Origin of the sequence: Paraburkholderia sp. SECH2, assembly GCF_030464795.1 — a bacterium.
GTDB classification, from domain to species: domain Bacteria; phylum Pseudomonadota; class Gammaproteobacteria; order Burkholderiales; family Burkholderiaceae; genus Paraburkholderia; species Paraburkholderia aspalathi.
The window spans coordinates 128,672-148,424 of the sequence record NZ_JALPRH010000014.1; the positions used below are offsets into that span (position 1 = coordinate 128,672).

At 62.2% G+C, this 19,753-nt stretch carries 20 protein-coding genes; 7 read left to right on the forward strand and 13 right to left on the reverse strand.

All coding sequences use genetic code 11. The features are described 5' to 3' along the window. Positions 1–233 precede the first annotated feature (233 nt). Genes M0D66_RS22650 through M0D66_RS22670 form a run of 5 tightly spaced genes read left to right on the forward strand, consistent with a single transcriptional unit; the run spans position 234 to position 4,302 of the window. A complete protein-coding gene (locus M0D66_RS22650) occupies positions 234–1,013 on the forward strand; it encodes a GntR family transcriptional regulator (RefSeq protein ID WP_266211640.1) in 780 nt (259 codons plus the stop codon). Continuing rightward, positions 1,010–2,743 (forward strand): fumarate reductase/succinate dehydrogenase flavoprotein subunit, encoded by a 1,734-nt coding sequence (locus tag M0D66_RS22655; protein WP_266211641.1) that lies wholly within the window; start codon positions 1,010–1,012, stop codon positions 2,741–2,743. The genes M0D66_RS22650 and M0D66_RS22655 overlap by 4 nt, the downstream gene beginning before the upstream one ends. A gap of 9 nt (positions 2,744–2,752) precedes the next feature. After that, the gene (locus M0D66_RS22660) at positions 2,753–2,998 is read left to right on the forward strand and encodes a ferredoxin family protein (RefSeq protein WP_054040025.1); all 246 of its coding nucleotides are present in this window, start codon (positions 2,753–2,755) and stop codon (positions 2,996–2,998) included. 24 nt (positions 2,999–3,022) lie between these two features. Beyond that, positions 3,023–4,024 (forward strand): HEAT repeat domain-containing protein, encoded by a 1,002-nt coding sequence (locus M0D66_RS22665; protein ID WP_266211642.1) that lies wholly within the window; start codon positions 3,023–3,025, stop codon positions 4,022–4,024. Then, complete coding sequence (locus M0D66_RS22670) at positions 4,024–4,302, forward strand: DUF971 domain-containing protein (RefSeq protein WP_093632371.1); 279 nt, start codon at positions 4,024–4,026, stop codon at positions 4,300–4,302. Before M0D66_RS22665 ends, M0D66_RS22670 begins: the two co-directional genes overlap by 1 nt. Positions 4,303–4,351: 49 nt before the next feature. Here M0D66_RS22670 and M0D66_RS22675 read toward each other — a convergent pair whose 3' ends face one another. The 13 genes from M0D66_RS22675 to M0D66_RS22735 form a co-directional block, all read right to left on the reverse strand. Continuing rightward, positions 4,352–6,397 carry a family 2A encapsulin nanocompartment cargo protein cysteine desulfurase gene (locus M0D66_RS22675; RefSeq protein WP_266211643.1) on the reverse strand — a complete coding sequence of 682 codons (2,046 nt, stop codon included), beginning with the start codon at positions 6,395–6,397 and terminating at the stop codon, positions 4,352–4,354. Further along, on the reverse strand, positions 6,372–7,304 hold the full coding sequence (locus M0D66_RS22680; RefSeq protein WP_054040017.1) for a family 2A encapsulin nanocompartment shell protein: 933 nt from the start codon (positions 7,302–7,304) through the stop codon (positions 6,372–6,374). The genes M0D66_RS22675 and M0D66_RS22680 overlap by 26 nt, the downstream gene beginning before the upstream one ends. Positions 7,305–7,412: 108 nt before the next feature. Beyond that, positions 7,413–7,688 carry a helix-turn-helix domain-containing protein gene (locus tag M0D66_RS22685; protein ID WP_266211644.1) on the reverse strand — a complete coding sequence of 92 codons (276 nt, stop codon included), beginning with the start codon at positions 7,686–7,688 and terminating at the stop codon, positions 7,413–7,415. Beyond that, a complete protein-coding gene (gene epsC / locus M0D66_RS22690; RefSeq protein ID WP_256456381.1) occupies positions 7,685–8,665 on the reverse strand; it encodes a serine O-acetyltransferase EpsC in 981 nt (326 codons plus the stop codon). The genes M0D66_RS22685 and epsC overlap by 4 nt, the downstream gene beginning before the upstream one ends. 42 nt (positions 8,666–8,707) lie before the next feature. Further along, positions 8,708–9,175, reverse strand: a complete 468-nt coding sequence (locus M0D66_RS22695) for a rhodanese-like domain-containing protein (RefSeq protein WP_256456380.1) — start codon at positions 9,173–9,175, stop codon at positions 8,708–8,710. 220 nt (positions 9,176–9,395) lie between these two features. Further along, positions 9,396–9,644, reverse strand: a complete 249-nt coding sequence (locus M0D66_RS22700) for a hypothetical protein (protein ID WP_093632360.1) — start codon at positions 9,642–9,644, stop codon at positions 9,396–9,398. A 190-nt stretch (positions 9,645–9,834) separates the two neighbouring features. Beyond that, on the reverse strand, positions 9,835–11,427 hold the full coding sequence (locus M0D66_RS22705; protein WP_266211645.1) for a carboxylesterase/lipase family protein: 1,593 nt from the start codon (positions 11,425–11,427) through the stop codon (positions 9,835–9,837). 120 nt (positions 11,428–11,547) lie between these two features. Then, complete coding sequence (locus tag M0D66_RS22710; RefSeq protein ID WP_266211646.1) at positions 11,548–12,663, reverse strand: porin; 1,116 nt, start codon at positions 12,661–12,663, stop codon at positions 11,548–11,550. 122 nt (positions 12,664–12,785) lie between these two features. After that, positions 12,786–13,892 carry a hypothetical protein gene (locus M0D66_RS22715; RefSeq protein WP_200618607.1) on the reverse strand — a complete coding sequence of 369 codons (1,107 nt, stop codon included), beginning with the start codon at positions 13,890–13,892 and terminating at the stop codon, positions 12,786–12,788. Next, complete coding sequence (locus tag M0D66_RS22720; RefSeq protein ID WP_266211647.1) at positions 13,879–15,192, reverse strand: MFS transporter; 1,314 nt, start codon at positions 15,190–15,192, stop codon at positions 13,879–13,881. Before M0D66_RS22720 ends, M0D66_RS22715 begins: the two co-directional genes overlap by 14 nt. A gap of 83 nt (positions 15,193–15,275) precedes the next feature. After that, a complete protein-coding gene (locus M0D66_RS22725) occupies positions 15,276–16,427 on the reverse strand; it encodes a DUF5624 domain-containing protein (RefSeq protein WP_266211648.1) in 1,152 nt (383 codons plus the stop codon). 17 nt (positions 16,428–16,444) lie between these two features. Then, a complete protein-coding gene (locus tag M0D66_RS22730) occupies positions 16,445–17,323 on the reverse strand; it encodes an amidohydrolase (RefSeq protein ID WP_266211649.1) in 879 nt (292 codons plus the stop codon). Between the two features lie 22 nt (positions 17,324–17,345). Beyond that, positions 17,346–18,122, reverse strand: coding sequence for an HpcH/HpaI aldolase/citrate lyase family protein (locus M0D66_RS22735; protein ID WP_093632348.1), 777 nt, complete (start codon positions 18,120–18,122; stop codon positions 17,346–17,348). A 98-nt stretch (positions 18,123–18,220) separates the two neighbouring features. On the opposite strand from M0D66_RS22735, the gene M0D66_RS22740 reads away from it, so the two are divergent. Together M0D66_RS22740 and M0D66_RS22745 are read left to right on the forward strand one after the other, a co-directional pair. Next, positions 18,221–19,108, forward strand: a complete 888-nt coding sequence (locus M0D66_RS22740) for a LysR family transcriptional regulator (RefSeq protein ID WP_200618611.1) — start codon at positions 18,221–18,223, stop codon at positions 19,106–19,108. A 105-nt stretch (positions 19,109–19,213) separates the two neighbouring features. Continuing rightward, entirely contained in the window at positions 19,214–19,675 is a 462-nt protein-coding gene (locus M0D66_RS22745) for a LysR family transcriptional regulator (RefSeq protein ID WP_266211650.1), read from the forward strand. Positions 19,676–19,753: the final 78 nt, after the last annotated feature.

Sequence of the window (19,753 nt, forward strand, 5' to 3'; positions counted from 1 at the left end):
CTCCATCGCAAACAGGTCGGGCCAGTTTAATCGTCCTTCGCCGACGCTGCTTGCGCCCGCCCACCACTCGGTAACCGCCCGCCGAACACGCTGCACCGGGGCTCCGGCGCTATCGGACACACCAAAAGCTGTTCCGCAGAAATGCAAAGCACAAAATCTTCGTTCGCCCCTCCGGGCTCCCTCACTAGACTATGATGCAACTTGTCATAACAAGTACAGACAACCCACAGGTCATGCAGAAACCCAACCCGGTCAACGTGCTGCCTCTCTCCACCCCGCCGCTCTACGAGCAGATCAAGACTGCTTTGCGCTCGCGCATTCTCGACGGCACGTATGCGGCCCATTCGCAGATGCCGTCTGAAAACGACCTCTGCGCGATGTTTAACGTTAGCCGTATCACCGTGCGGCAAGCGCTCGGCGATCTGCAAAAAGAAGGCCTCGTTTTCAAACTGCACGGCAAGGGCACCTTTGTCTCCAAGCCGAAAGCCTTCCAGAACGTCAGCGCGCTGCAAGGCTTCGCCGAAGCGATGTCGTCGATGGGCTATGAGATCGTCAACCAGCTCAAACATATCCGCTTCATTCCTGCCACCACGCACATTGCAAGCCGGCTTCAACTGCCCGAGGGCGCGAAGGTCGCGGAAATCCAGCGCGTGCGGATGCTCAATCGCGAGCCGGTGTCGCTCGAAATCACGTGGGTGCCGGAAGCGTTAGGCAAACGCCTCTCAAACGCGGATCTCGTCACGCGCGACATCTTCCTGATTCTCGAGAACGACTGCGCCGTGCCGCTCGGCCACGCCGACGTCTCCATCGACGCGATTCTCGCCGACGATGAAATCGTCGAAGCATTGAACGTCGAAGAAGGCAGCCCGGTGCTGCGCATCGAACGTCTGACGCATAGCGCGGACGGCACACCGATCGATTACGAATACCTCTATTTCCGCGGCGACGCGTTTCAGTACCGCTTTCGCATCGACCGCCAGAAAGAGAAGCAGACCACAAGGAAGACGAAATGAATACGCACGTGATCGAGTACGACCTGGTCGTCGTGGGAGGTGGCACCGCCGGTCCGATGGCTGCCGTCAAAGCAAAAGAACAGAATCCGAATCTGAAGGTACTGCTACTGGAAAAGGCCAACGTGAAACGCAGCGGCGCGATTTCGATGGGCATGGACGGGTTGAATAACGCCATCATCCCGGGCCACGCCACGCCCGAGCAGTACACCAAGGAAATCACCATCGCCAACGACGGCATCGTCGATCAGGCCGCCGTCTACGCCTACGCCCAGCACAGTTTCAAGACCATCGAAGAACTCGATCGCTGGGGCGTGAAGTTCGAAAAAGATGGCACAGGTGACTATGCGGTCAAGAAAGTGCATCACATGGGCTCCTACGTTCTGCCGATGCCGGAAGGCCATGACATCAAGAAAGTGCTCTACCGGCAGCTCAAACGCGCGCGCATTGCGATCACCAATCGCATCGTCGTCACGCGCGTTCTGACCGATGCGCAAGGGCGCGCTTGCGGCGTGCTGGGCTTCGATTGCCGCACGGCGGATTTCTATGTGGTGCGCGCGAAGGCCGTTATTCTCAGCTGCGGGGCGGCAGGACGGCTCGGTTTGCCGTCCTCGGGCTATCTGATGGGCACCTACGAGAACCCCACCAACGCCGGCGACGGCTACGCGATGGCTTATCACGCTGGTGCAGCGCTAGCGAACCTCGAGTGCTTCCAGATCAACCCTCTGATCAAGGACTACAACGGCCCCGCCTGCGCCTATGTGACGGGCCCCCTCGGCGGCTTCACCGCCAACGGCAAGGGCGAACGTTTTATCGAATGCGATTACTGGAGCGGCCAGATGATGTGGGAGTTCTATCAGGAACTCCAAAGCGGTAACGGGCCGGTATTTCTGAAGCTCGACCATCTCGCCGAAGAAACCATTCAAACCATCGAGCAGATTCTGCACACGAATGAGCGCCCGAGCCGGGGACGCTTTCACGCGGGACGTGGCACCGATTACCGGCAGCAGATGATCGAGATGCACATCTCGGAGATCGGCTTTTGCAGCGGCCATAGCGCTTCCGGCGTCTATGTGAACGAGCGCGCGGAAACCACGGTCGCCGGTCTCTACGCCGCAGGCGACATGGCCGCGGTACCGCACAACTACATGCTCGGTGCGTTCACCTACGGCTGGTTCGCGGGGCAAAACGCGGCGCAATACGTCGAGGATCGTGAGCTTGCGGCGCTCGATAGCGAGCAGATAGAAGCCGAACGGGCGCGAATCTATGCGCCGCTCGAACGCGAGACAGGACTTGCGCCGGCTCAGGTCGAATACAAGCTGCGCCGCATGGTGAACGACTATCTTCAGCCGCCGAAGGTCACGCGCAAGATGGAAATCGGCCTGCAACGGTTCGCTGAAATCGCCACCGATATCGACCAGATCAAAGCCGACAATCCGCACGAACTGATGCGCGCCGCGGAAGTACGGGCGATTCGCGATTGCGCCGAAATGGCGGCACACGCGTCGCTGTATCGCACGGAAAGCCGCTGGGGCCTGTACCACCATCGCGTCGACTATCCGCAGCGTAACGACGCGGAGTGGTTCTGCCACACGCATCTGAAGAAAGACGCAGCGGGTCGCATGGTCAGCGAAAAACGCGCCGTCGAACCGTACGTGGTGCCACTCGACGACCATGAGAGTCACGCCTATCAGAACCTGCGCATCGGCGAGCCCGCGCTGGCCGACGCTTGAGGAGCCACCATGTCTACGACACCGCACAACATTTTCCAGCGCAGCGCCGCGCCGGTCACGATCGACGAAGACAAATGCATCGCCGATAAAGGCTGCACGGTCTGCGTGGATGTATGCCCGCTCGACCTGCTCGCGATCGACCTGAGCAAAGGCAAGGCGTACATGAAGTTCGACGAATGCTGGTACTGCATGCCGTGCGAGAAGGATTGCCCGACCGACGCGGTCAGGGTCGACATTCCTTATCTGCTGCGCTAATTCACTCCAGACACCACTCAACTCATGACCGATATTTCGCTTCCGCTGACGTTCGACCCCGACTCCCTCGATCCGGAAGCCGCCGCACTCCTGCCGCGCCTCGCGTCCGCGGACGCCGCCGTGCGCCGCATCGCCCTCCTTGCGCTCGCCGATCTCGAAGACGAAGCCGTACTCGGACCGATTGTCGCCGCGTTACGCACCGACACGTCATCGGACGTTCGGGCTCAGGCCGCCGAAGTGCTCGGTGCATGGGAGCGCACCGACGCGGTCGAGGCGCTATGCGAAGCGCTGGCAGATCGTGCTGAAAATGTCCGCGACGCAGCCGCGCAGAGTCTGTCCAATCTGAAGGACCCAGAATCCGGACCTTTACTCGCGCCTTGGACCACGCATAGCGATGCGTTCGTGCGTCAGGCTGCGCTTCGCGGTCTGCGCGAATTGCGCTATACGGGCGCATTGGAACCCGCGCTGGCCGCGTTGAGCGCAAGCGAGGATGGTGTGCGACTCGAAGCCGTGAGCGTGCTTGGTTGGTTGAAAAGCGAACGCGCGCTGGGTCCTCTTACCGCCATCGCCGCGCAGGATGCGAGCGCCGCCGTGCGACGCGCGGCAATCGGCGCGTTGGGTATCAGCGCAGCAGCGACGGATGAAACCATCGCCGCGTTGCTGAGCGCGTTGCTCGATGCCGCGTGGCAGGTCCGTGAAGAAGCTGCGGCCACGCTCGGCAAACTGCGCGCGTCGAGCGCACAGGGTGCATTGATCGCGGCGCTCGATGACGACTACTGGCAAGTCCGTCTCCAGGCAGTCCGCGCGTTAGGCAAACTCGGCGATGCAAATGCAACCGCGAACGCAGCAGTGGCCGCACTGCTCACGCATGCAATCAGCAATCTGCGCAAGGAAGCGGCCTTGTCGCTCGGCGAACTGGGCGACACAGCGTCGTTGCCGGCCTTGCACACAGCCGCAACCGATCCCGACCCGGAAGTCCGCAAGGCCGCACGTATAGCGCTGGCGCAAATTGAAAAGGCTCACTGATGAACGCGCCCGAACACGTAACGATTCATGCCGCGACGGGGCGGCTGTCCCTAACGTGGCGTGATGGCCAAACGAAGTGGATCGACAACGCCACGCTGCGAGAACGATGCCCTTGCTCAACATGCCGTCGCTTGACGCATTCGGGCAAGACGACGCGAATCGAGCCGCACTTGGCGATTGTCGACATGCAGCCGATGGGCTACGGCGTGCAGATCGCGTTCAGCGACGGACACGCGCAAGGAATTTATCCGTGGGATTATCTGGCGGGGATTGCCTGAATGCAGGCATGAGAAAACGGCGGCCGTAACAAACGGCCGCCGTTTTTTATTAGCGTCGCGAAGACAGCCGACGCACAACCGACACCAGCGCATCGACTTCATCGCAGGTGTTGTAGAACGCAAGCGACGGCCTCACCGTGGCTTCCACGCCAAAGCGCCGCAAGATCGGCTGCGCGCAATGATGCCCTGAGCGCACGGCGATGCCCTCTTCGTTCAGCGCCTGCCCGACTTCCTCGGTCTCGTAGCCCTTCAACACAAAGGACAACACGCTGGCCTTGTCGCGCGCCGTGCCAATCAGACGCACACCCGGCACGGGCTGCAGCACGCTCGTCGCATACGCCAGCAGATCGTGTTCATAGCGCGCGATATTCTCGATGCCCACGCGCTGAACGTAATCGATCGCAGCGCCCAGACCCACTGCATCAGCGATATTGCCCGTGCCCGCTTCGAAACGATTCGGCGGAGGCTGGAATACGGTGCGCTCGAAGGTGACGTCCGCGATCATGTTGCCGCCACCCTGCCAGGGCGGCATATCTTCCAGAATCGCACGCTTGCCGTAGACCACGCCGATGCCGGTCGGACCGAACACCTTGTGACCGGAGAACACGAAGAAATCCGCGTCGAGCGCCTGCACATCTACCCGCATGTGCGACACAGACTGAGCACCGTCGACCAGCGCCTTCGCACCTGCACGATGCGCGAGCTCGACGATCTCCTTCACCGGCACCACGGTGCCCAACGCGTTCGACACCTGCGTCACCGACACAATCTTCGTCCGGTCATTGAGGAGGCGCCGATATTCGTCGAGCAGAACCTGGCCACTGTCGTCGACCGGAATCACGCGCAGCTTGGCACCGGTTTGCGCGGCAAGCTGCTGCCACGGCACGATGTTGGCGTGATGCTCCAGGTGCGAGACGATGATCTCGTCACCCTCGCCAACGTTCTGCACACCCCACGTCTTCGCGATCAGGTTGATCGCTTCGGTGGTGCCGCGCACGAAGATGATTTCCTCCGGCGACGCCGCGCCGATGAAACGCTGCACCTTGCTGCGTGCGGCTTCGTACGCATCCGTGGCGCGGCCGGCCAGCGCATGGGCGGCCCGATGGATGTTCGAGTTTTCATGCGTGTAGAAATACGCAAGCCGATCGATCACCGCCTGGGGTTTGTGCGTGGTCGCGGCATTGTCGAACCACACCAACTGACGGCCGTTCACACGTTCCTGCAGAATCGGAAAGTCCCGGCGAATCGCATTCACATCGAACGGCGGATGCGCTGACGGCCCGGCATGCGGCACGCCATCCGTCTTAGCGGAAGAGTGCCCGGGAAACTGCGATCCCTCATTCAGATTCAGGAAATAGTGCGAACCGGTGGTGTGCTGCGCCGGTGCGACGCCCGACGCCGCTTGCGATGCGGCCGGCCTGTCGTACGGGAAGCGCTGCTCGGCGAGCGGCTGATCGACACCAGGGAGTCCGAGCGATTGCGCGCTGACTTCGTTCCAACCCGGCACGACGATATCCGGCGAAGCCACCGTCGACGTCCGGGCTTGCGCCGTTTCGCCCAGGAAATAATAAGGCGACGCAGGCGCTGCACCACCCGCGGACGGACGCTGCGCACCGTGTGCTTCAGGCACGCCCAGCGCCGCCCCACCAAAGCGCGGATCGAGCGCGGGTGCAACGGTCACCGCGCTATCTGGCAAGCCGTTCTGCGCAACGGCATGGGGAGCCAACGCAGGCGCGCGATTCCCCAACGACAGAACATGCGTAGGTGCTGAAGGCAACAGGTTGCCTCCCGGCACATGCCCCTGCGGCAACGCTGCACCAGGCACGCCAGTGCCCGCGCCGCCGGGACCCGCGAGCGGCGAACCGGCCGGAGCCGGATTGCTGATCTCGCTGGTCACAGGCGCCGTGAACGGCAGCGTGGCGGCCACGTCGGGTGCACCGCCTACCTGCGGCGCGTTGCCAGGCAGCGCAGAGAAGAACGCATTGGCTAGCGACGCTAACGTTGCCGGGTCAGGCAAACCCGCGGGCGGACCCGTCGGCACATCGTGCGGCAGGACGCTATCCATGGGCTTACTTGTAGGTGTCTGGGTAGTCATGGTACTTGCCGATCTCCACGTCATCGAGAACTGCCAGCGCGTCCGGCGAATGCACCGCGAGCGAGCAATAGAGCGAGATCAGATACGACGCGATCGCATGATTGTTGATGCCCATGAAGCGCACCGACAACCCCGGACCCTGTTCGCCGGCCACGCCCGGCTGGAACAGACCGACCACGCCCTGGCGCTTGTCGCCCACGCGCAGCAGCAGGATCTTGGTCTTGCCGTCGGCAACCGGCACCTTGTCCGACGGAATCAGCGGAATGCCGCGCCATGTCAGGAACTGCGAGCCGAACAGGCTGACCGTCGGCGGCGGCACGCCACGGCGTGTGCATTCACGACCGAAGGCGGCAATCGCGAGCGGATGCGTCAGGAAGAACGCCGGCTCTTTCCATACCTTGGTCAGCAACTCGTCGAGATCGTCGGGCGTCGGCGCACCGGTCAGCGGAAACACGCGCTGCTCTTCGGCGACATTTGCGAGCAGGCCGTAATCCGGGTTGTTGATCAGCTGGCTTTCCTGCAACTCCTTGATCGTTTCGATCGTGAGGCGCAGCTGTTCCTTGATCTGGTCGTGCGGGCTGCTGTACAGATCCGAGATTCGCGTGTGCACGTCGAGCACCGTGCTGACCGCATTCAGGAAGTACTCGCGCGGTTGCTCTTCGTACGGCACGAATGTGCGCGGCAGGATGCTTTCATCTTCGCGCGCGGTGCAGGCCGCTTTGACGGCTTCAGGATTCTTCACCTGGTTCAGACGATAGATACCTGCCTCGACCGGCAGCCATTGCAGCAGATGCGTGAGCCAGCGGGGCGTGATCGTGGCGAGTTGCGGAACGGTTTTGGTGGCATTGGCTAGTTGCCGTGCTGCGGTATCGCCGAGCGCCGTCAGGCCGCCGACTGTTGCTGTCATCTGAAGCTCCAGGATTGATAGAAGAAAAGCAGGAAAGCTTATGAACGAAACTGATTATGGGAAGACGCCGCTGGCCGTTCAACATGCTATAGACGGCAAAGCAGCGGTCTAGCGGGCAGATGCAGGATCGGCGAGTGTGGAATGCGGGCGCGCGACAACGCTCACGCCATCGGACGAATGGCTGAGCAGGCGTTCGACCGGCACGTTGAAAGCACGGGCAAGCTTGTCGAGCGTGACAATCGACGCGATCGCAGAACCGCGCTCGATCTCGCCGACATAAGACCGGTTGAGCCCGGCGTGCTCGGCCAATTGCTCCTGCGACCAGCCGGACGCCTCACGAAAGCGCCGCACCGCGGCGCCGAAGTCTCTGACGAGCACGCTCATCGAGCCGCTCCGGCCGTGGCAGGCTCCGCGACTGTCTCCTGATCGCGCAGCGGCCGTTCGCGGACTGCTGCGGCGCTCGTGCCTTCGTTGCGCGACACAGCCTGCGTCACATGCGAACCCGGCGCGACATCCTGCGTGACCCACACATTGCCGCCGATTACCGCGCCCTGCCCGAGCGTGACGCGTCCAAGAATGGTGGCACCGGCATAAATCACGACGTCGTCCTCGACGATCGGATGACGTGCGTGGCCCTTTTCCAGATGTCCTTGCGCGTCGCGCGGAAAACGCTTCGCGCCAAGCGTGACGGCCTGATAGACCCGCACGCGCTCGCCGATGATGGCCGTTTCACCGATCACCACGCCCGTCCCATGATCGATGAAGAACCCCGCGCCGATCCGCGCGCCAGGATGAATGTCGATACCGGTCTGCGCATGCGCGAGCTCCGCGATAATGCGCGCCAGCAGCGGCAGCCCCAACCCATAAAGCTCATGGGCGAGCCGATGGTGGATCATCGCCAGCACGCCGGGGTAGCACAGCAGAACTTCATCTACGCTGCCCGCCGCCGGGTCGCCGTGAAACGCGGCTAATACGTCGCTATCGAGCAAGCTGCGAATCGCCGGCAAGCGCGCCGCGAAAGCGCGCACGGCGATACCGGCCTGCGCCTCGATCGTGGCGGCGGGCGGCGGTTGATGGCGGCTGCGGTAGTGAAACTCCAGACGCGCCTGACTCAGCAACGCATGCAGCGCGGCGTCGAGCGCATGGCCGACATAGAAGTTTTCGCTTTCCTGGCGCAGATCGAGTGGTCCGAGCCGCATCGGAAAAAGCACGCCCTTCAGCGTGTCGATGACCTCCGAGAGCGCTTCGCGCCCCGGTAATTCGCGCCCGCCCGGCTCGAGCGAGCGCTTCTGCACTTCGCGCCATTGCTGGCGAACCGTCTGAAGCGCGTGAACAATTTCATCGACGTCAAACACAGCCACAGCGGTTACTCCCCGTAAAGTGCAGCATGAACGATCAGACTGTCAGTCCTGAATCCACGGCAGGCCATGAAAGCGCCAACCATTACTGGCGCCGCGCCGTTGCGCGCCGTCCAGTTCCCCTTCAAAGCCTTCCAGAACATTGAATACCTGCGTGAAGCCGGCTTTCGCCGCGGCCTCGGCGGCCAGTGCCGAGCGGTTGCCGCTGCGGCACAGCAGCAGCACGACGGCGTCCTTGCCGGTTTTCGCTTCCAGTTCACGCACGAAACGCGGATTGCGCGTCAGGCTCGTGCCCGTCGCCCACGCGACATACAGGCTGTCAGGCACGAGTCCGACGAATTTGCGTTCTTCGGCGGTGCGCACGTCCACCAGCACGGCGTCGCCGGCCTGGACGAGCGCCCACGCATCCTGTGGCGACAGGCCACCGGCATAGGGCAAGCCGGCTTCCGCGGCTTTCGCACGGGCGGCTTCGAGCAGTGCAAGCGTGGGGCGTTCTGCGAGTTCAAGCGTCATGATGTCTCCGTCGATATCGCGCGAATCAGTACGCGCGGGTCTAAGCCATCTGCGAATGCAACCGCCTATAGCCATCAGAAGACACTATGAAAGAGAGTCAGCCGAAGCCGAACCAATTAATTGTCATTTCTAAAGAAGCATCGGTTCGGATGCTCCGGCTTGCAGCGCCCCTGCTCTGCCCGTTCGCCGCGGAATTGCCACGCCACCGCCGCCAGGCGCGTTATTCCCGTGGGATCTCCAGCGGCACGACAAACATGCCCGCGGTGTATTCCATATGGAAATAGCCGCAGCGCGCGTAAGCCGCAATGCGTTCGAGCCGTTCGGGAGACGGAGAGGTATAAGCCGCGGCAGCCGTCTCGTCAGAGGATTGCTCAGACGAGACGGGCGGGCGTTTTGACAATTGATTCTGCAGGCTTCGCACAGGATGCCGAAGTCCGCTCCAGATTAGCGTCGCTGAAAGTGTGGCCATGCGACCTCCGTCGATTCATTGCTATATGAATGAATCTAGCGACCTGGATACGGAATCGCAAACAAGCTTTTGTGGAATGGTTTTCGGAGAACGGATCAAACAGTAAGTAGTGTTTTGCGCTGCCCGTGATGCATCCGCTTGGTGCACTCATGTATCACGGGCAGCGCTCTTCCCTGCCGTCCTGAATACGCTACAGCCCGTGCGACGGCGCCTCGCCGTACCAGTAGCTGCACTGATGCGCGGTGTACGCGTCGTAAGTGTTAGAGACCGGATAACCGAAGTCGAGCGTTTGCCGGGTCGCCGATGTGTACAACGGCCAGTTCGCCACCGTGCTGCCCGAATTCGGATTACCGGAATGCGCGAAACCTGCAAGTGCGGTTGTCATCGCCGTGGACAGGCTTGCCTGGTTCGCCGTCGGGCTCGGGATCAGTTGCCACCAGTAGTCGAGGTCCGATGAGTGAAAGGCGCCGTAATTCATGGTGGTGGGCGGCAGCAATGAAATCAGGCTATGTACGCTATAGGGCGCGGGATCCGAAAAGCGGTACATGTAAGCCGCTGGCGAATACTTCGCCAGGTTATCGGCATCCTGCATTTCGCTGCAGGTGAACAGGTAGTCGCCCGTGGCTTTGGCCAGTGCCTGGCTCGGCGACGTGAACTGGCTCGCCGGATAGAGCGCCGCGGTGGCGGCAGCGGGCACGTCGAGGAAATTCTGGATCGCCGTTTCGTAGCCCGCGGATGTGACGGGATTGCCCTGCGCGTCGAATGCCGCCGCCACGAAGTACGTTCCTTCGTCCTCGGTGAAACCGGATATCACCGGCACCCGGTTGTACTGACCACTGGCAAATGCCGCGCTCGTCGAACTCGGCAGTACCTTGCCGTCGATCGTCGCATACCAGGCCACGGGGTTGCCTTGCAGCAGTGCGGAGGCCGGCAGATTGCGCAGGCAAGCGGCGCTGGTGGTGTCCGTGCAACCCCATGTTTTGGCGTAGCCAATGCCATCCGTTTCAGCCTGCTGCAAGGTCTCCTGCTGCCGGCTAAAGCCACCGCTCATAGCGACCGCCTTCGCAAACAGACCCGCAGCACCGGGCGAAGCAAGTTGCACATACACCGAATGGCCGCCCGCCGAATCGCCGAAGATCGTCACGTTGGCAGGATCGCCGCCGAAAGCAGCGATATTCTTCTGCACCCAGGCAAGCGCGGCGGTCTGGTCCATGATGCCGTAGTCGCCGGAAGCGCCGTTGGGATCTTCCGCGGCTAGTGCCGGATGAGCCAGAAAGCCTAGCGCATTCAGACGGTAGTTGATCGTCACCACAATCGCGTTCGCCTTCTGGGCAAGCGCGCTGCCATCCGTCGCGGACCCGGAGCCAACGATGAAACCGCCGCCATGAATCCAGAACAGCACAGGCAACGCCGTGGTGCTTGCCGTGGTGCCAGGAACGTAGACGTTGATGAAGAGACAGTCCTCACTGCCAGTCGGGGCCGTCGCGGTCCCCTGTACACACGACGAGCCGACGTGCGACGCGTCGTACATGCTCGTCGTGTAGGCCGCGGCAACTACAGGAGGTTTCCAACGCAACGCGCCGGTCGGCGGCGCTGCATAACGCAAGCCGAGAAACTCACGCACGCCGTTGACGGTGACGCCTTTAACCTGCCCTTGCTGGGTCTTGACGACAGTGGGGTCGGCGGGCGCTGTGTCGTGAACACTCCCGCCGCACCCGAGAATGACCAGTGGAATCGCTATTGCAATGAACCATCGAATGACGCGCTGGTGATAGGTATCCATGCTTGTCTCCTGATCTCCGGAGAACGCCACCGCCTGGCGCTTACTCCGGATCGGGTCCAACTGGCGGTTTGAAATGAACCACTGGCAATACACCGCGCCGTCGCTGCCGACGCGTCAGGCCTAGAACAGCGTGCGCAGCCCCACCCGCACCGCGGTCGACGACTGACCTGTGCCGACATACACGCCATTGGCAAACACCGGCGCCGCACCGCCGCCGAGGAACACCGGTGCCGCGCCGCCCGATGCGCGCAGATAAGTCGCACTCGTATAGACATCGGTGCGCTTCGACAGCGCGTAATCGAGCAGGAGCGTGCCGTTCTGCCACTTCTGCGAGCCGAGCTTGCTGTACCAGTAGCCGCCCATCAGCGTCGTGGCGGGGGTGAGTTGAAACACCTCATTCACTTCATAGGTCGGCATCGAGCCGTTGTCGTGGCCGATGCGGAAGTGCGTATCGGTGAACAGCAAGCGCGTCAGGCTCCTGCCGAAGCGATAGCTGCCGCCCACACCGAAGCTGCTGACGCTGCTTGCCAGCACAGGCGTGGCAGGCAGATTGGGGAAGAACGTTGTGCCGGCCTGGCTCGGCCCATTCAGCCCAAGATCATGCGTATCGGTGTACGCGGCGCCGAGGTTCAACGGACCGTTCGAATAACGCAGCCCAAATGCAATCACGCGTCCCGTTCCCGCTGATACGGATTGCGAAGGAAATGCATACAGCGCGCCTGCCTGCAATCCCAGGTAGTTCGGCGACGTGTACTTGATCGCGTTATTGATATGCAGCGTGCCCGCAAGGTGATCGAAGTCGCCCGGATGCCACGAGTACTGACCGGCGACCTGCCCCATCGCAAACTGCGTGAGGTTGTCCCAGAAGAAGTCGTATTGCTTGCCGAGCGTGAACCGGCCGTACGTTGAATTTTCGATGCCCAACCACGCCTGTCGGCTATACAGCACGCCCGATTGCACCATCGTGCCCGAGTAAAGATTGAAGCCGTTCTCCAGCACGAAGACGACCCGCGTGCCGCCGCCGATGTCTTCCACACCGCGCAGGCCCCAGCGATTCGACTGGATCGAGCCGTCGTTGGCGACGAAGTTCGAATGGCCGTTCACGTTGCTGAAGTAGGTAATGCCCGCATCGATAATGCCGTACAGCGTCACGCTGCTTTGTGCGTGCGCAACCTGGCTGCTCATGCTCAATGCCAGTACAGCGGATGCGCTTAAGCTCAAGGCAAACTTTTTCATTGCTCGTCTCCAGTGGTTTTATTTTTAAAAGGCAAAACGGTGCCCTCCCTCGCAGAAGGGATATCTGTTCCCTGTCGGGAATGCCCGGCGGGAGGCCGGGCGCTGGGGATGTCGTTTAGGCGCTAACCGTTGAACCGGTATAACGTCGAATCAGTGCGAAAGCGGATCTCTTCACTCAGGCTGTTGCTGACTACCAGATAGCGCTGACCGTCATCGACGAAGCTGGCGGCATCCGTCGCAGCGGATGTCGCGAAGTCGCCCACCAGTTCGAAGCACCCATCGCGCCAGCGGAAAATCTCCGATTGCGGCACGACAACCGGTGCTTTCGGCGTGCCGGTGATAAAGCACACGCGCACCAGATAGCGCCCCTCCTTGCCGTCGATCAGGCACAGTTCGCGCCCGCCTGGGCCACCCAGCATCTGCGTCTCGACGAATTGCGCGCCGTCGAATCGATACAGCGTGGTGTGTTTGAGCAGGTTCGCGTGCAGCATCCAGAGCGCGCCGTCGGCTTCGAAGAACCGGAACGCGCGTCCGCCGTTTTCCTCGAACGTTTGCAGCGGGACAAACTGCTCGCCGTTCCAGCGATTCACCGACGACCCGCTAACGTGGTCCGCATACGCGAGATAGTGCTCGCCACCGAACGACACGAACGCGAAGTTGTAGCCCCACTTCCCGTTGAAAGTCTGGAACGTCACGAAGCGCTCGCCATTCCACTCGAACAGGCACGATTCGCGAGGATGTTTCGGCTCGATACCATCGACCACCACGCCTTGCGACAAGCCGAGAAAATGACGCGAGTCGAACGAAAAAGCCGTCCACTGCTTCGCCCCGAATACCGGAAAGCTTTGCAGTGGCACCCATGCGCCGGCGATGCGTTCATACAGCACCGCATCGGTATCGAGATCGTATGGCCCCTTGCCGGTTCGAATGCCCGCCACCGCGAGGAAGCGCCGGCCGTCGATTTCGAAGTACTCGAGGTCTTCGCCACCGGGCAATGGCAGCGCTTCATGCTCGACGAAACGGCCGTCCTGCCAGCGGTAGATCGGTGCTTCGATGTCGCTGTCGCCGCCGTTCATGTAAGGCGCCTCACCCGGCACATCGCGCGCGAGTTGCGGCACGCCGAGAAAGGTGCCCTCGTCCGTCGTAAAGACTTCGACTGCGCGCGCGCCGCTGGTCGGCAGCTCCTGCAGCCTGGTGAGCAGACCCGCGCCTAATTCAGTTCTTGCCATGACCCGCCTCTCCCAACTCCGAACTCGTGATCGCAAACGACGCAGTCGGCGTGACCGCGCCACTTTCTGTTTCACGCGGCCGCAGCACATTGGCGAGAATGATGCCGAGCGCCGCGCCTACGGCGAGGATCGCCGCCAGCATGAAAAGTGCTTCGAACGACAGATGCTGCGACAGCAGAATGCCGCCGACCACCGGCCCGACGATCGAACCGATGCGTCCGATCGCCAGCGTCCAGCCGACACCGGCCGCCCGCACGTTAGCGGGAAAGAGATAGCTGGCAATCGCCGGAAACGTCAATTGCCCGCCGACCAGAAACCCGCCGACGGCAAACAGCATCGCAAGCGCGACATTGCCCGCACCGATGATCTGGCCTAACGCCACCGTCAACACAGCGCCACCCAGAAAGGAAATCGCCACCGGCACGAACGGCCCGCGCTTGCCGACCAGAGTGGAAATCACCAGCGCGCCGCCGATCGCGCCGAAATTGAGCACGACCGAACCGAGCGCCGCGCGGCCCGGTTCGACGCCGTTCATGTTGAGAATGGTCGGCATGAAGCTGACCAGGAAGCCCGACAGGATCATGCTCGACAACACGCCGAACCACAGCGCCAACGTTGCCGGCAGCCGGCCACCGGCAAACACGCCGCCGATCACGCTCAGACCGCGCGCCGCATGCAATCGCGCCACCCGTTCTGCGCGGCTCACGGTTTGCGCCGGAATCACGAGCAGCACCGGAATCATGGCGAGCAAGGCGAACGTGCCGCCCATCAGGAACACGAAGGGCCAGCCGAAGCGCACCATCAACGCCGCGGTGATCGCGCCGCCCACCACCGCGCCGAGCGGAAAGCCGATGAACATCAGAATCACCAGCGACGAGCGGCGTTGCGGCGAACCGCTCTCGGCCGTGATCGCCGCCACCGGCGGAATGGCGCCGCCCATACCGAGGCCGCCGATAAACCGGAGCGCGGCCAGCATCGTTGCCGACGTGGCAAAGGCACAGCCCAGCGTGAAAATGCCGGTTACGGCGAGCGCCAGCAGCAGCATCGGCCGTCGACCGAAACGGTCCGCCAGCGGGCCGATGATCAGCGAGCCGAGCACCGTGCCGATGAAACCGGCGCCGAACACGCGGCCTAATGTGGCGTGATCGATCTGCAGCGATTTCGCCAGCAAGGGCGCGACGAACGACAGCATCAGCGTGTCGAAGCCGTCGATCATCGACACCGCGAAGCACACCAGCGTGATGCGCAGCACGTTGCTGAGCGGCGGACCCGCCGACGGCTCTTGTGCAAGTGAATTCATGAAGCCTGTCTCCTTCATCAAGGGCATTTTGTTATGGCCCGCGCGGCTGCCCTTACGCGCGGGTATGAGTCCGGCGTCCGTCGTTACGACTGCACGGCGCTCGGGAAAGTCACATTCGTAAAGCCAGGAATCGCAACCTTTTGCGGCTGATTGCCATTGCTGTACAACTGATCGACGATGTAATCGGCAACGCAGTTCGACAACAGTTGCGTCGGATCTTCCATGATGCGGCGCAGGCGCGCCGTGGTCGCATCGCGGTCGTCGATCGAGGTGATGGGCGGCATGCCGCCGGCCGGCACCGGATCGAAGTGAAACGGCCGCTGCCCGGGAAACAGCAAGCGCGCGACATCGATACTCGAACGCGTATTGAGCCACAACGCCCGATAGGTGCGCTCCAGTTCCGCCATGCCCGCGGCGTCCGGCAATTCGGCGACCGAGAACGACGGCGCATGCGGTGCGATGAGCACGCGTTCCGGCAACAGCACGCGATCCGACGCGCACCACACCAGATAGCAGATGTTGTTCGACGCCCAGCTCACACCGGCGGTCGGCCTGCCCGACTGTCCGCTGACGAGGAACATCAGACGGTTCCAGTCGATTGCGTGCGCGCGAAACCAGTTGCCGATGCGGTAGACGATGTCGAGAAACGCCAGCCCGAAAGTCGCGAACATCACGTCGTTCATCGCCACCGGAAACGCGCTCGTCGACGGCGCGGCGAAGTACTCCTCGTTCAGGCGTTCGAAGCTCAGCAGCGAGTGGTCTTTCTCGATCCGATCGAGCAGATCGATCGTCACGCCGCAGGTGTAGTCGACGAGATCGGCAATCTTCTGCTCGTGGCCCGCAAAGCTGGCGACCGCGACTTGATCGCGCCACAACTCCAGTGAGTTCGCCGCGCGCGTTGCCTCGGCATGACTACGCAGGTTCGACGCGTCGCGCTGCCACGTACCGTCGTGCGGCGACAGTTCACGCATTCGCGCAAGATAAGCCAGCGCCAGCGGCAAATGCGATACCGCCGTCAACTCGATGAAGCCACGCGTCGACTTGCGAAAACTCTCGATCGACGGCGCGCGCCCAGCGCCGGGAAACAGCACGATATCGCTGCCGGTCGACACCAGCATTGGATCGTCCGCCTGCAGCTGCGCCATCTGCTGCGTCAGATGGATGCCAATGCTCTGCGGGTCCGACGTGAACGCGCGAAAGAGACCGGCAAACGCTGCGTTGGGTTGGTAGGACATAGTGTGGTTGGATTGCCTCAGTAGTCGAACAAGCGTGCGGGGTTGTCGGACAGAATCATCTTGTGCACCACGGGATCGTCGGTCCATGCGCCGAGCAGATTCAGCAATTCGCCGGTGTCGCGCGTCGAATCGGGAATGTGCGGCCAGTCCGAACCCCAGATCACTTTTTGCGGCGCCGCCTTGATGATCGCCTCGGCCATCGGCGCCACGGCTTCATAGCCGCGATGTTTGGCGATCCGATACGGCGCACTGAGTTTAAGCCAGCAGTTGCCGTCCTTCAGCAAGCTGAGGAGACGGTCGAAATCCGCCTGCGTGAGGCCGTCTTCTTCGAGCATGTAGCCCATGTGATCGATGACGAAATCGGTTTGAACGTCAGCGAGAAACGGAATCAGATTTCGCACGACCCAGCCCGGCGCATAGAACTGCACGTGCCAGCCGAGGCTCGCGCACAGGCGCGCCATGCGCGTGATGTACTGCTGGATCTCGACGGTCGGCAGGCCGGAACGCGCAAACAGATCAAGACGCACCGCGCGAACGCCGGACTGACGGAAGCTATCCAGCGTGGCCGCGTCCGTGTTCTCCTCGATCATCACGACACCGCGTGCGATCGAACCCGCCACGTGCAGCGCATCGATCAGGCACCGGTTGTCGGTACCGTAAAAACTCGGCTGCACGATCACGAAACGCTTCAGGTGCAGCACGCTCATCATCTGCAGATAGTGCGAGAGCTTACCGTCCGGCAGCGTGTAATGCGGATGCTCGACCTTCGGATATTTGTCTTCGGAACCGAACACGTGCATGTGCGCGTCGAAGGCAAGCGGCGGCATCGTGAACGAGGGGCGCGACAGGGTTTCATAGTCACGCATCGGCGTGGAAATCAGCGGGGTTTCTGCCATGATCTGAAAGTGGAAGTTCGAATTAAAGTTGACGTGCCTGTTCGACGCGTTCACGCAGCGCCGCCAGATAAACATCGCTGTCGATGCCGGCAAAGACAAACGGTGCGGCGCCCTCGCGGCGCAATTCATTGAGCGCCTCGCACTCGGGCATGCCGCCCACGATCACCACCTTGCCGTGACGCTGCGCCGCCGCGATCACCTTGCGGCATGCAGCTACGACCTCTGGATGCGCCGATTCACCGGTATGGCCCAGATCGGCGGAGAGATCGTTGCAACCGAGCGCGAGCACGTCGACGCCTTCGATCGCCGCGATCGCATCGGCCGCTTCGACGCCGGCGCGGCTTTCGATCAGCACCTTGAGCACGGTCGCGTCATTGAGACGGCGGTTGAGTTCGCGAGCGGGAAGTTTTTCGAAGTTGACGTAGGGCAGCGTCGCCAGTTGCGAGCGCTGACCGAGCGGCGGAAAGCGCGTGGCGATCACCGCGTCGCGCGCCTGCTCGGCGGTTTCCACACGCGGCACGATGATGCCGAGCGCGCCGCCGTCCAGCACGCGGTTGATCGTGCCGTAGTCGCGTTCCGGCACGCGCACCCACGGCATCAGGCCGAGGTCGACCGCGCATGAGCACAGTTGCGACACGGTATCGACCGGCAACGAGCTGTGTTCCATATCGACCCAGATCGTGTCGTAGCCGGCCGCTTTGGCCCAGCGCACCGCATCCGTTGTGCGCGAAGCGCGAATTCCCAGCGCAATGATCTTGTGTCGCGCTCGCAGGCGTTCGACCAGTTCCGCACCGTTCATGCTGTCTCCGTCGTTTGAGTAAGTGGAAAACAGTATCGCCCGGGAAACAGTTTTGATTTATTCTCCAAATCAAGGTTATTGATTTACAGAGCAAATCAATGAATATCCGTCATCTGGAATTTTTCGTGGTGCTGGCGCAGGAGCTGCATTTCCGCCGCAGCGCCGAGCGGTTGGGCATTACACAGGCGCCGCTGAGCCTCGCGATCCAGTCGCTGGAGACGGAACTCGGCGCGCGGCTCTTCCACCGCACGCGCCGCTCGGTCGCGCTGACCGAGGCGGGCCTGGCGTTGCTGGACGACGCCCGGGCGATCCTCGCGCGGATCGAACACGCGAAGGAAAGCGTCTGGGAGACCGTGAGCGGCGACGTCGGGCGTTTGCGAGTCGGCTTTACCAACGCGTCGACGTTGTCACCGTTTTTTCCCAAGCTGATTCATGCGTACCGGACGCAGCGCCCGAAGGTCAACATCACGCTGCTGGAGTTGTCGTCATCGCGGCAGATCGAGGCGATCGAGCAGCGCGAAATCGACGTCGGTTTGTTGCGGATGCCCGAAAGCGTGCCCCCTACCGATCTGGTGTTCACGCCGTTGATGGAAGAGCCGCTCGTGCTCGCCATGCATGCGCGGCATCGGCTCGCCAAAGCCGCGTCGATCAAGGTGAAGGATCTGCGCGATGAGCCGTTCATCGCCTATCCGCGGCAAGCGGGGGTCGCGGTTCACGAAAAGATTATCGCGTTGTGTGCGAAGCGTGGCTTCGAACCTCAGGTCGTGCAGGAGGCCCAGCAGGCATCCACCCTGATCGGGCTGACCGCTACCGGGCTCGGTATTGCTCTCGTGCCCTCGACACTGCAGACCATCGCAGTGCCGGGGGTGGTGTTCAGAGAGCTGGACGAGACGGACACCATCACCACGCTGTACATCGCTCATCGTCGTGGTGACGCCAACGCCCGGGCGATGCAGTTTGTGGAGTTGGCGCTGGGGCTTCGGTAAGGTGTGGCGATGCCGTCGGCACTGTGCACATCATGCACAGAACTTGTGATGCACACGGCGTTGTAGCGACACCCTGCGGCCCCTAGACTTCGTTCCTTTCCAGTCATGGATCAACTGCTCGCCATGCGGGTCTTCCGCAGCATCGTGGATGCCAAAGGTTTTTCTGCTGCCGCCGAACGGCTCGGCACTTCTCACTCGACCATATCGCGCCAACTGAAGCAACTCGAAGCCACGCTCGGTGTCCAGCTGATCAACCGTAACACGCGGCGATTTGCGCTCACCGCTGCGGGCGAGCGCTACTTCGCGGCCAGCGTCGAGCTGAACGGCCGCCTCACATTCGACGCGATCACCGCGCTTTACTCCGCCGCTCTGGCAGGTGCGGGCATCGCCGCGTTCACTCGGCACACCGTTCAGACCGATCTGGCTCGCGGCCACCTCGTTCACCTCCTGCCCGGTTACTCCCTCGGCACGCGACACTATTACGCCCTTTACCCGCAAACACGGCACGTAGCGCCCAAGGTGCGAGCTTTCGTCGACCATATGGCCGAGCACTATCGCGAACGCTGACAACTCGATTATCGGGGCCGATCTGTAGGACAATAGGTTCCGACCGGCTGCGGCGCTCCATCGCGCGTTGCCGGCAAA

What these genes read in the sequence shown, in the direction of transcription:
- M0D66_RS22650 (WP_266211640.1), top strand. Translation starts at nt 234, where the DNA reads ATGCAGAAACCCAACCCGGTCAACGTGCTGCCTCTCTCCACCCCGCCG.
- M0D66_RS22655 (WP_266211641.1), top strand. Translation starts at nt 1,010, where the DNA reads ATGAATACGCACGTGATCGAGTACGACCTGGTCGTCGTGGGAGGTGGC.
- M0D66_RS22660 (WP_054040025.1), top strand. Translation starts at nt 2,753, where the DNA reads ATGTCTACGACACCGCACAACATTTTCCAGCGCAGCGCCGCGCCGGTC.
- M0D66_RS22665 (WP_266211642.1), top strand. Translation starts at nt 3,023, where the DNA reads ATGACCGATATTTCGCTTCCGCTGACGTTCGACCCCGACTCCCTCGAT.
- M0D66_RS22670 (WP_093632371.1), top strand. Translation starts at nt 4,024, where the DNA reads ATGAACGCGCCCGAACACGTAACGATTCATGCCGCGACGGGGCGGCTG.
- M0D66_RS22675 (WP_266211643.1), bottom strand. Translation starts at nt 6,397, where the DNA reads ATGACTACCCAGACACCTACAAGTAAGCCCATGGATAGCGTCCTGCCG.
- M0D66_RS22680 (WP_054040017.1), bottom strand. Translation starts at nt 7,304, where the DNA reads ATGACAGCAACAGTCGGCGGCCTGACGGCGCTCGGCGATACCGCAGCA.
- M0D66_RS22685 (WP_266211644.1), bottom strand. Translation starts at nt 7,688, where the DNA reads ATGAGCGTGCTCGTCAGAGACTTCGGCGCCGCGGTGCGGCGCTTTCGT.
- M0D66_RS22695 (WP_256456380.1), bottom strand. Translation starts at nt 9,175, where the DNA reads ATGACGCTTGAACTCGCAGAACGCCCCACGCTTGCACTGCTCGAAGCC.
- M0D66_RS22700 (WP_093632360.1), bottom strand. Translation starts at nt 9,644, where the DNA reads ATGGCCACACTTTCAGCGACGCTAATCTGGAGCGGACTTCGGCATCCT.
- M0D66_RS22705 (WP_266211645.1), bottom strand. Translation starts at nt 11,427, where the DNA reads ATGGATACCTATCACCAGCGCGTCATTCGATGGTTCATTGCAATAGCG.
- M0D66_RS22710 (WP_266211646.1), bottom strand. Translation starts at nt 12,663, where the DNA reads ATGAAAAAGTTTGCCTTGAGCTTAAGCGCATCCGCTGTACTGGCATTG.
- M0D66_RS22715 (WP_200618607.1), bottom strand. Translation starts at nt 13,892, where the DNA reads ATGGCAAGAACTGAATTAGGCGCGGGTCTGCTCACCAGGCTGCAGGAG.
- M0D66_RS22720 (WP_266211647.1), bottom strand. Translation starts at nt 15,192, where the DNA reads ATGAATTCACTTGCACAAGAGCCGTCGGCGGGTCCGCCGCTCAGCAAC.
- M0D66_RS22725 (WP_266211648.1), bottom strand. Translation starts at nt 16,427, where the DNA reads ATGTCCTACCAACCCAACGCAGCGTTTGCCGGTCTCTTTCGCGCGTTC.
- M0D66_RS22730 (WP_266211649.1), bottom strand. Translation starts at nt 17,323, where the DNA reads ATGGCAGAAACCCCGCTGATTTCCACGCCGATGCGTGACTATGAAACC.
- M0D66_RS22735 (WP_093632348.1), bottom strand. Translation starts at nt 18,122, where the DNA reads ATGAACGGTGCGGAACTGGTCGAACGCCTGCGAGCGCGACACAAGATC.
- M0D66_RS22740 (WP_200618611.1), top strand. Translation starts at nt 18,221, where the DNA reads ATGAATATCCGTCATCTGGAATTTTTCGTGGTGCTGGCGCAGGAGCTG.
- M0D66_RS22745 (WP_266211650.1), top strand. Translation starts at nt 19,214, where the DNA reads ATGGATCAACTGCTCGCCATGCGGGTCTTCCGCAGCATCGTGGATGCC.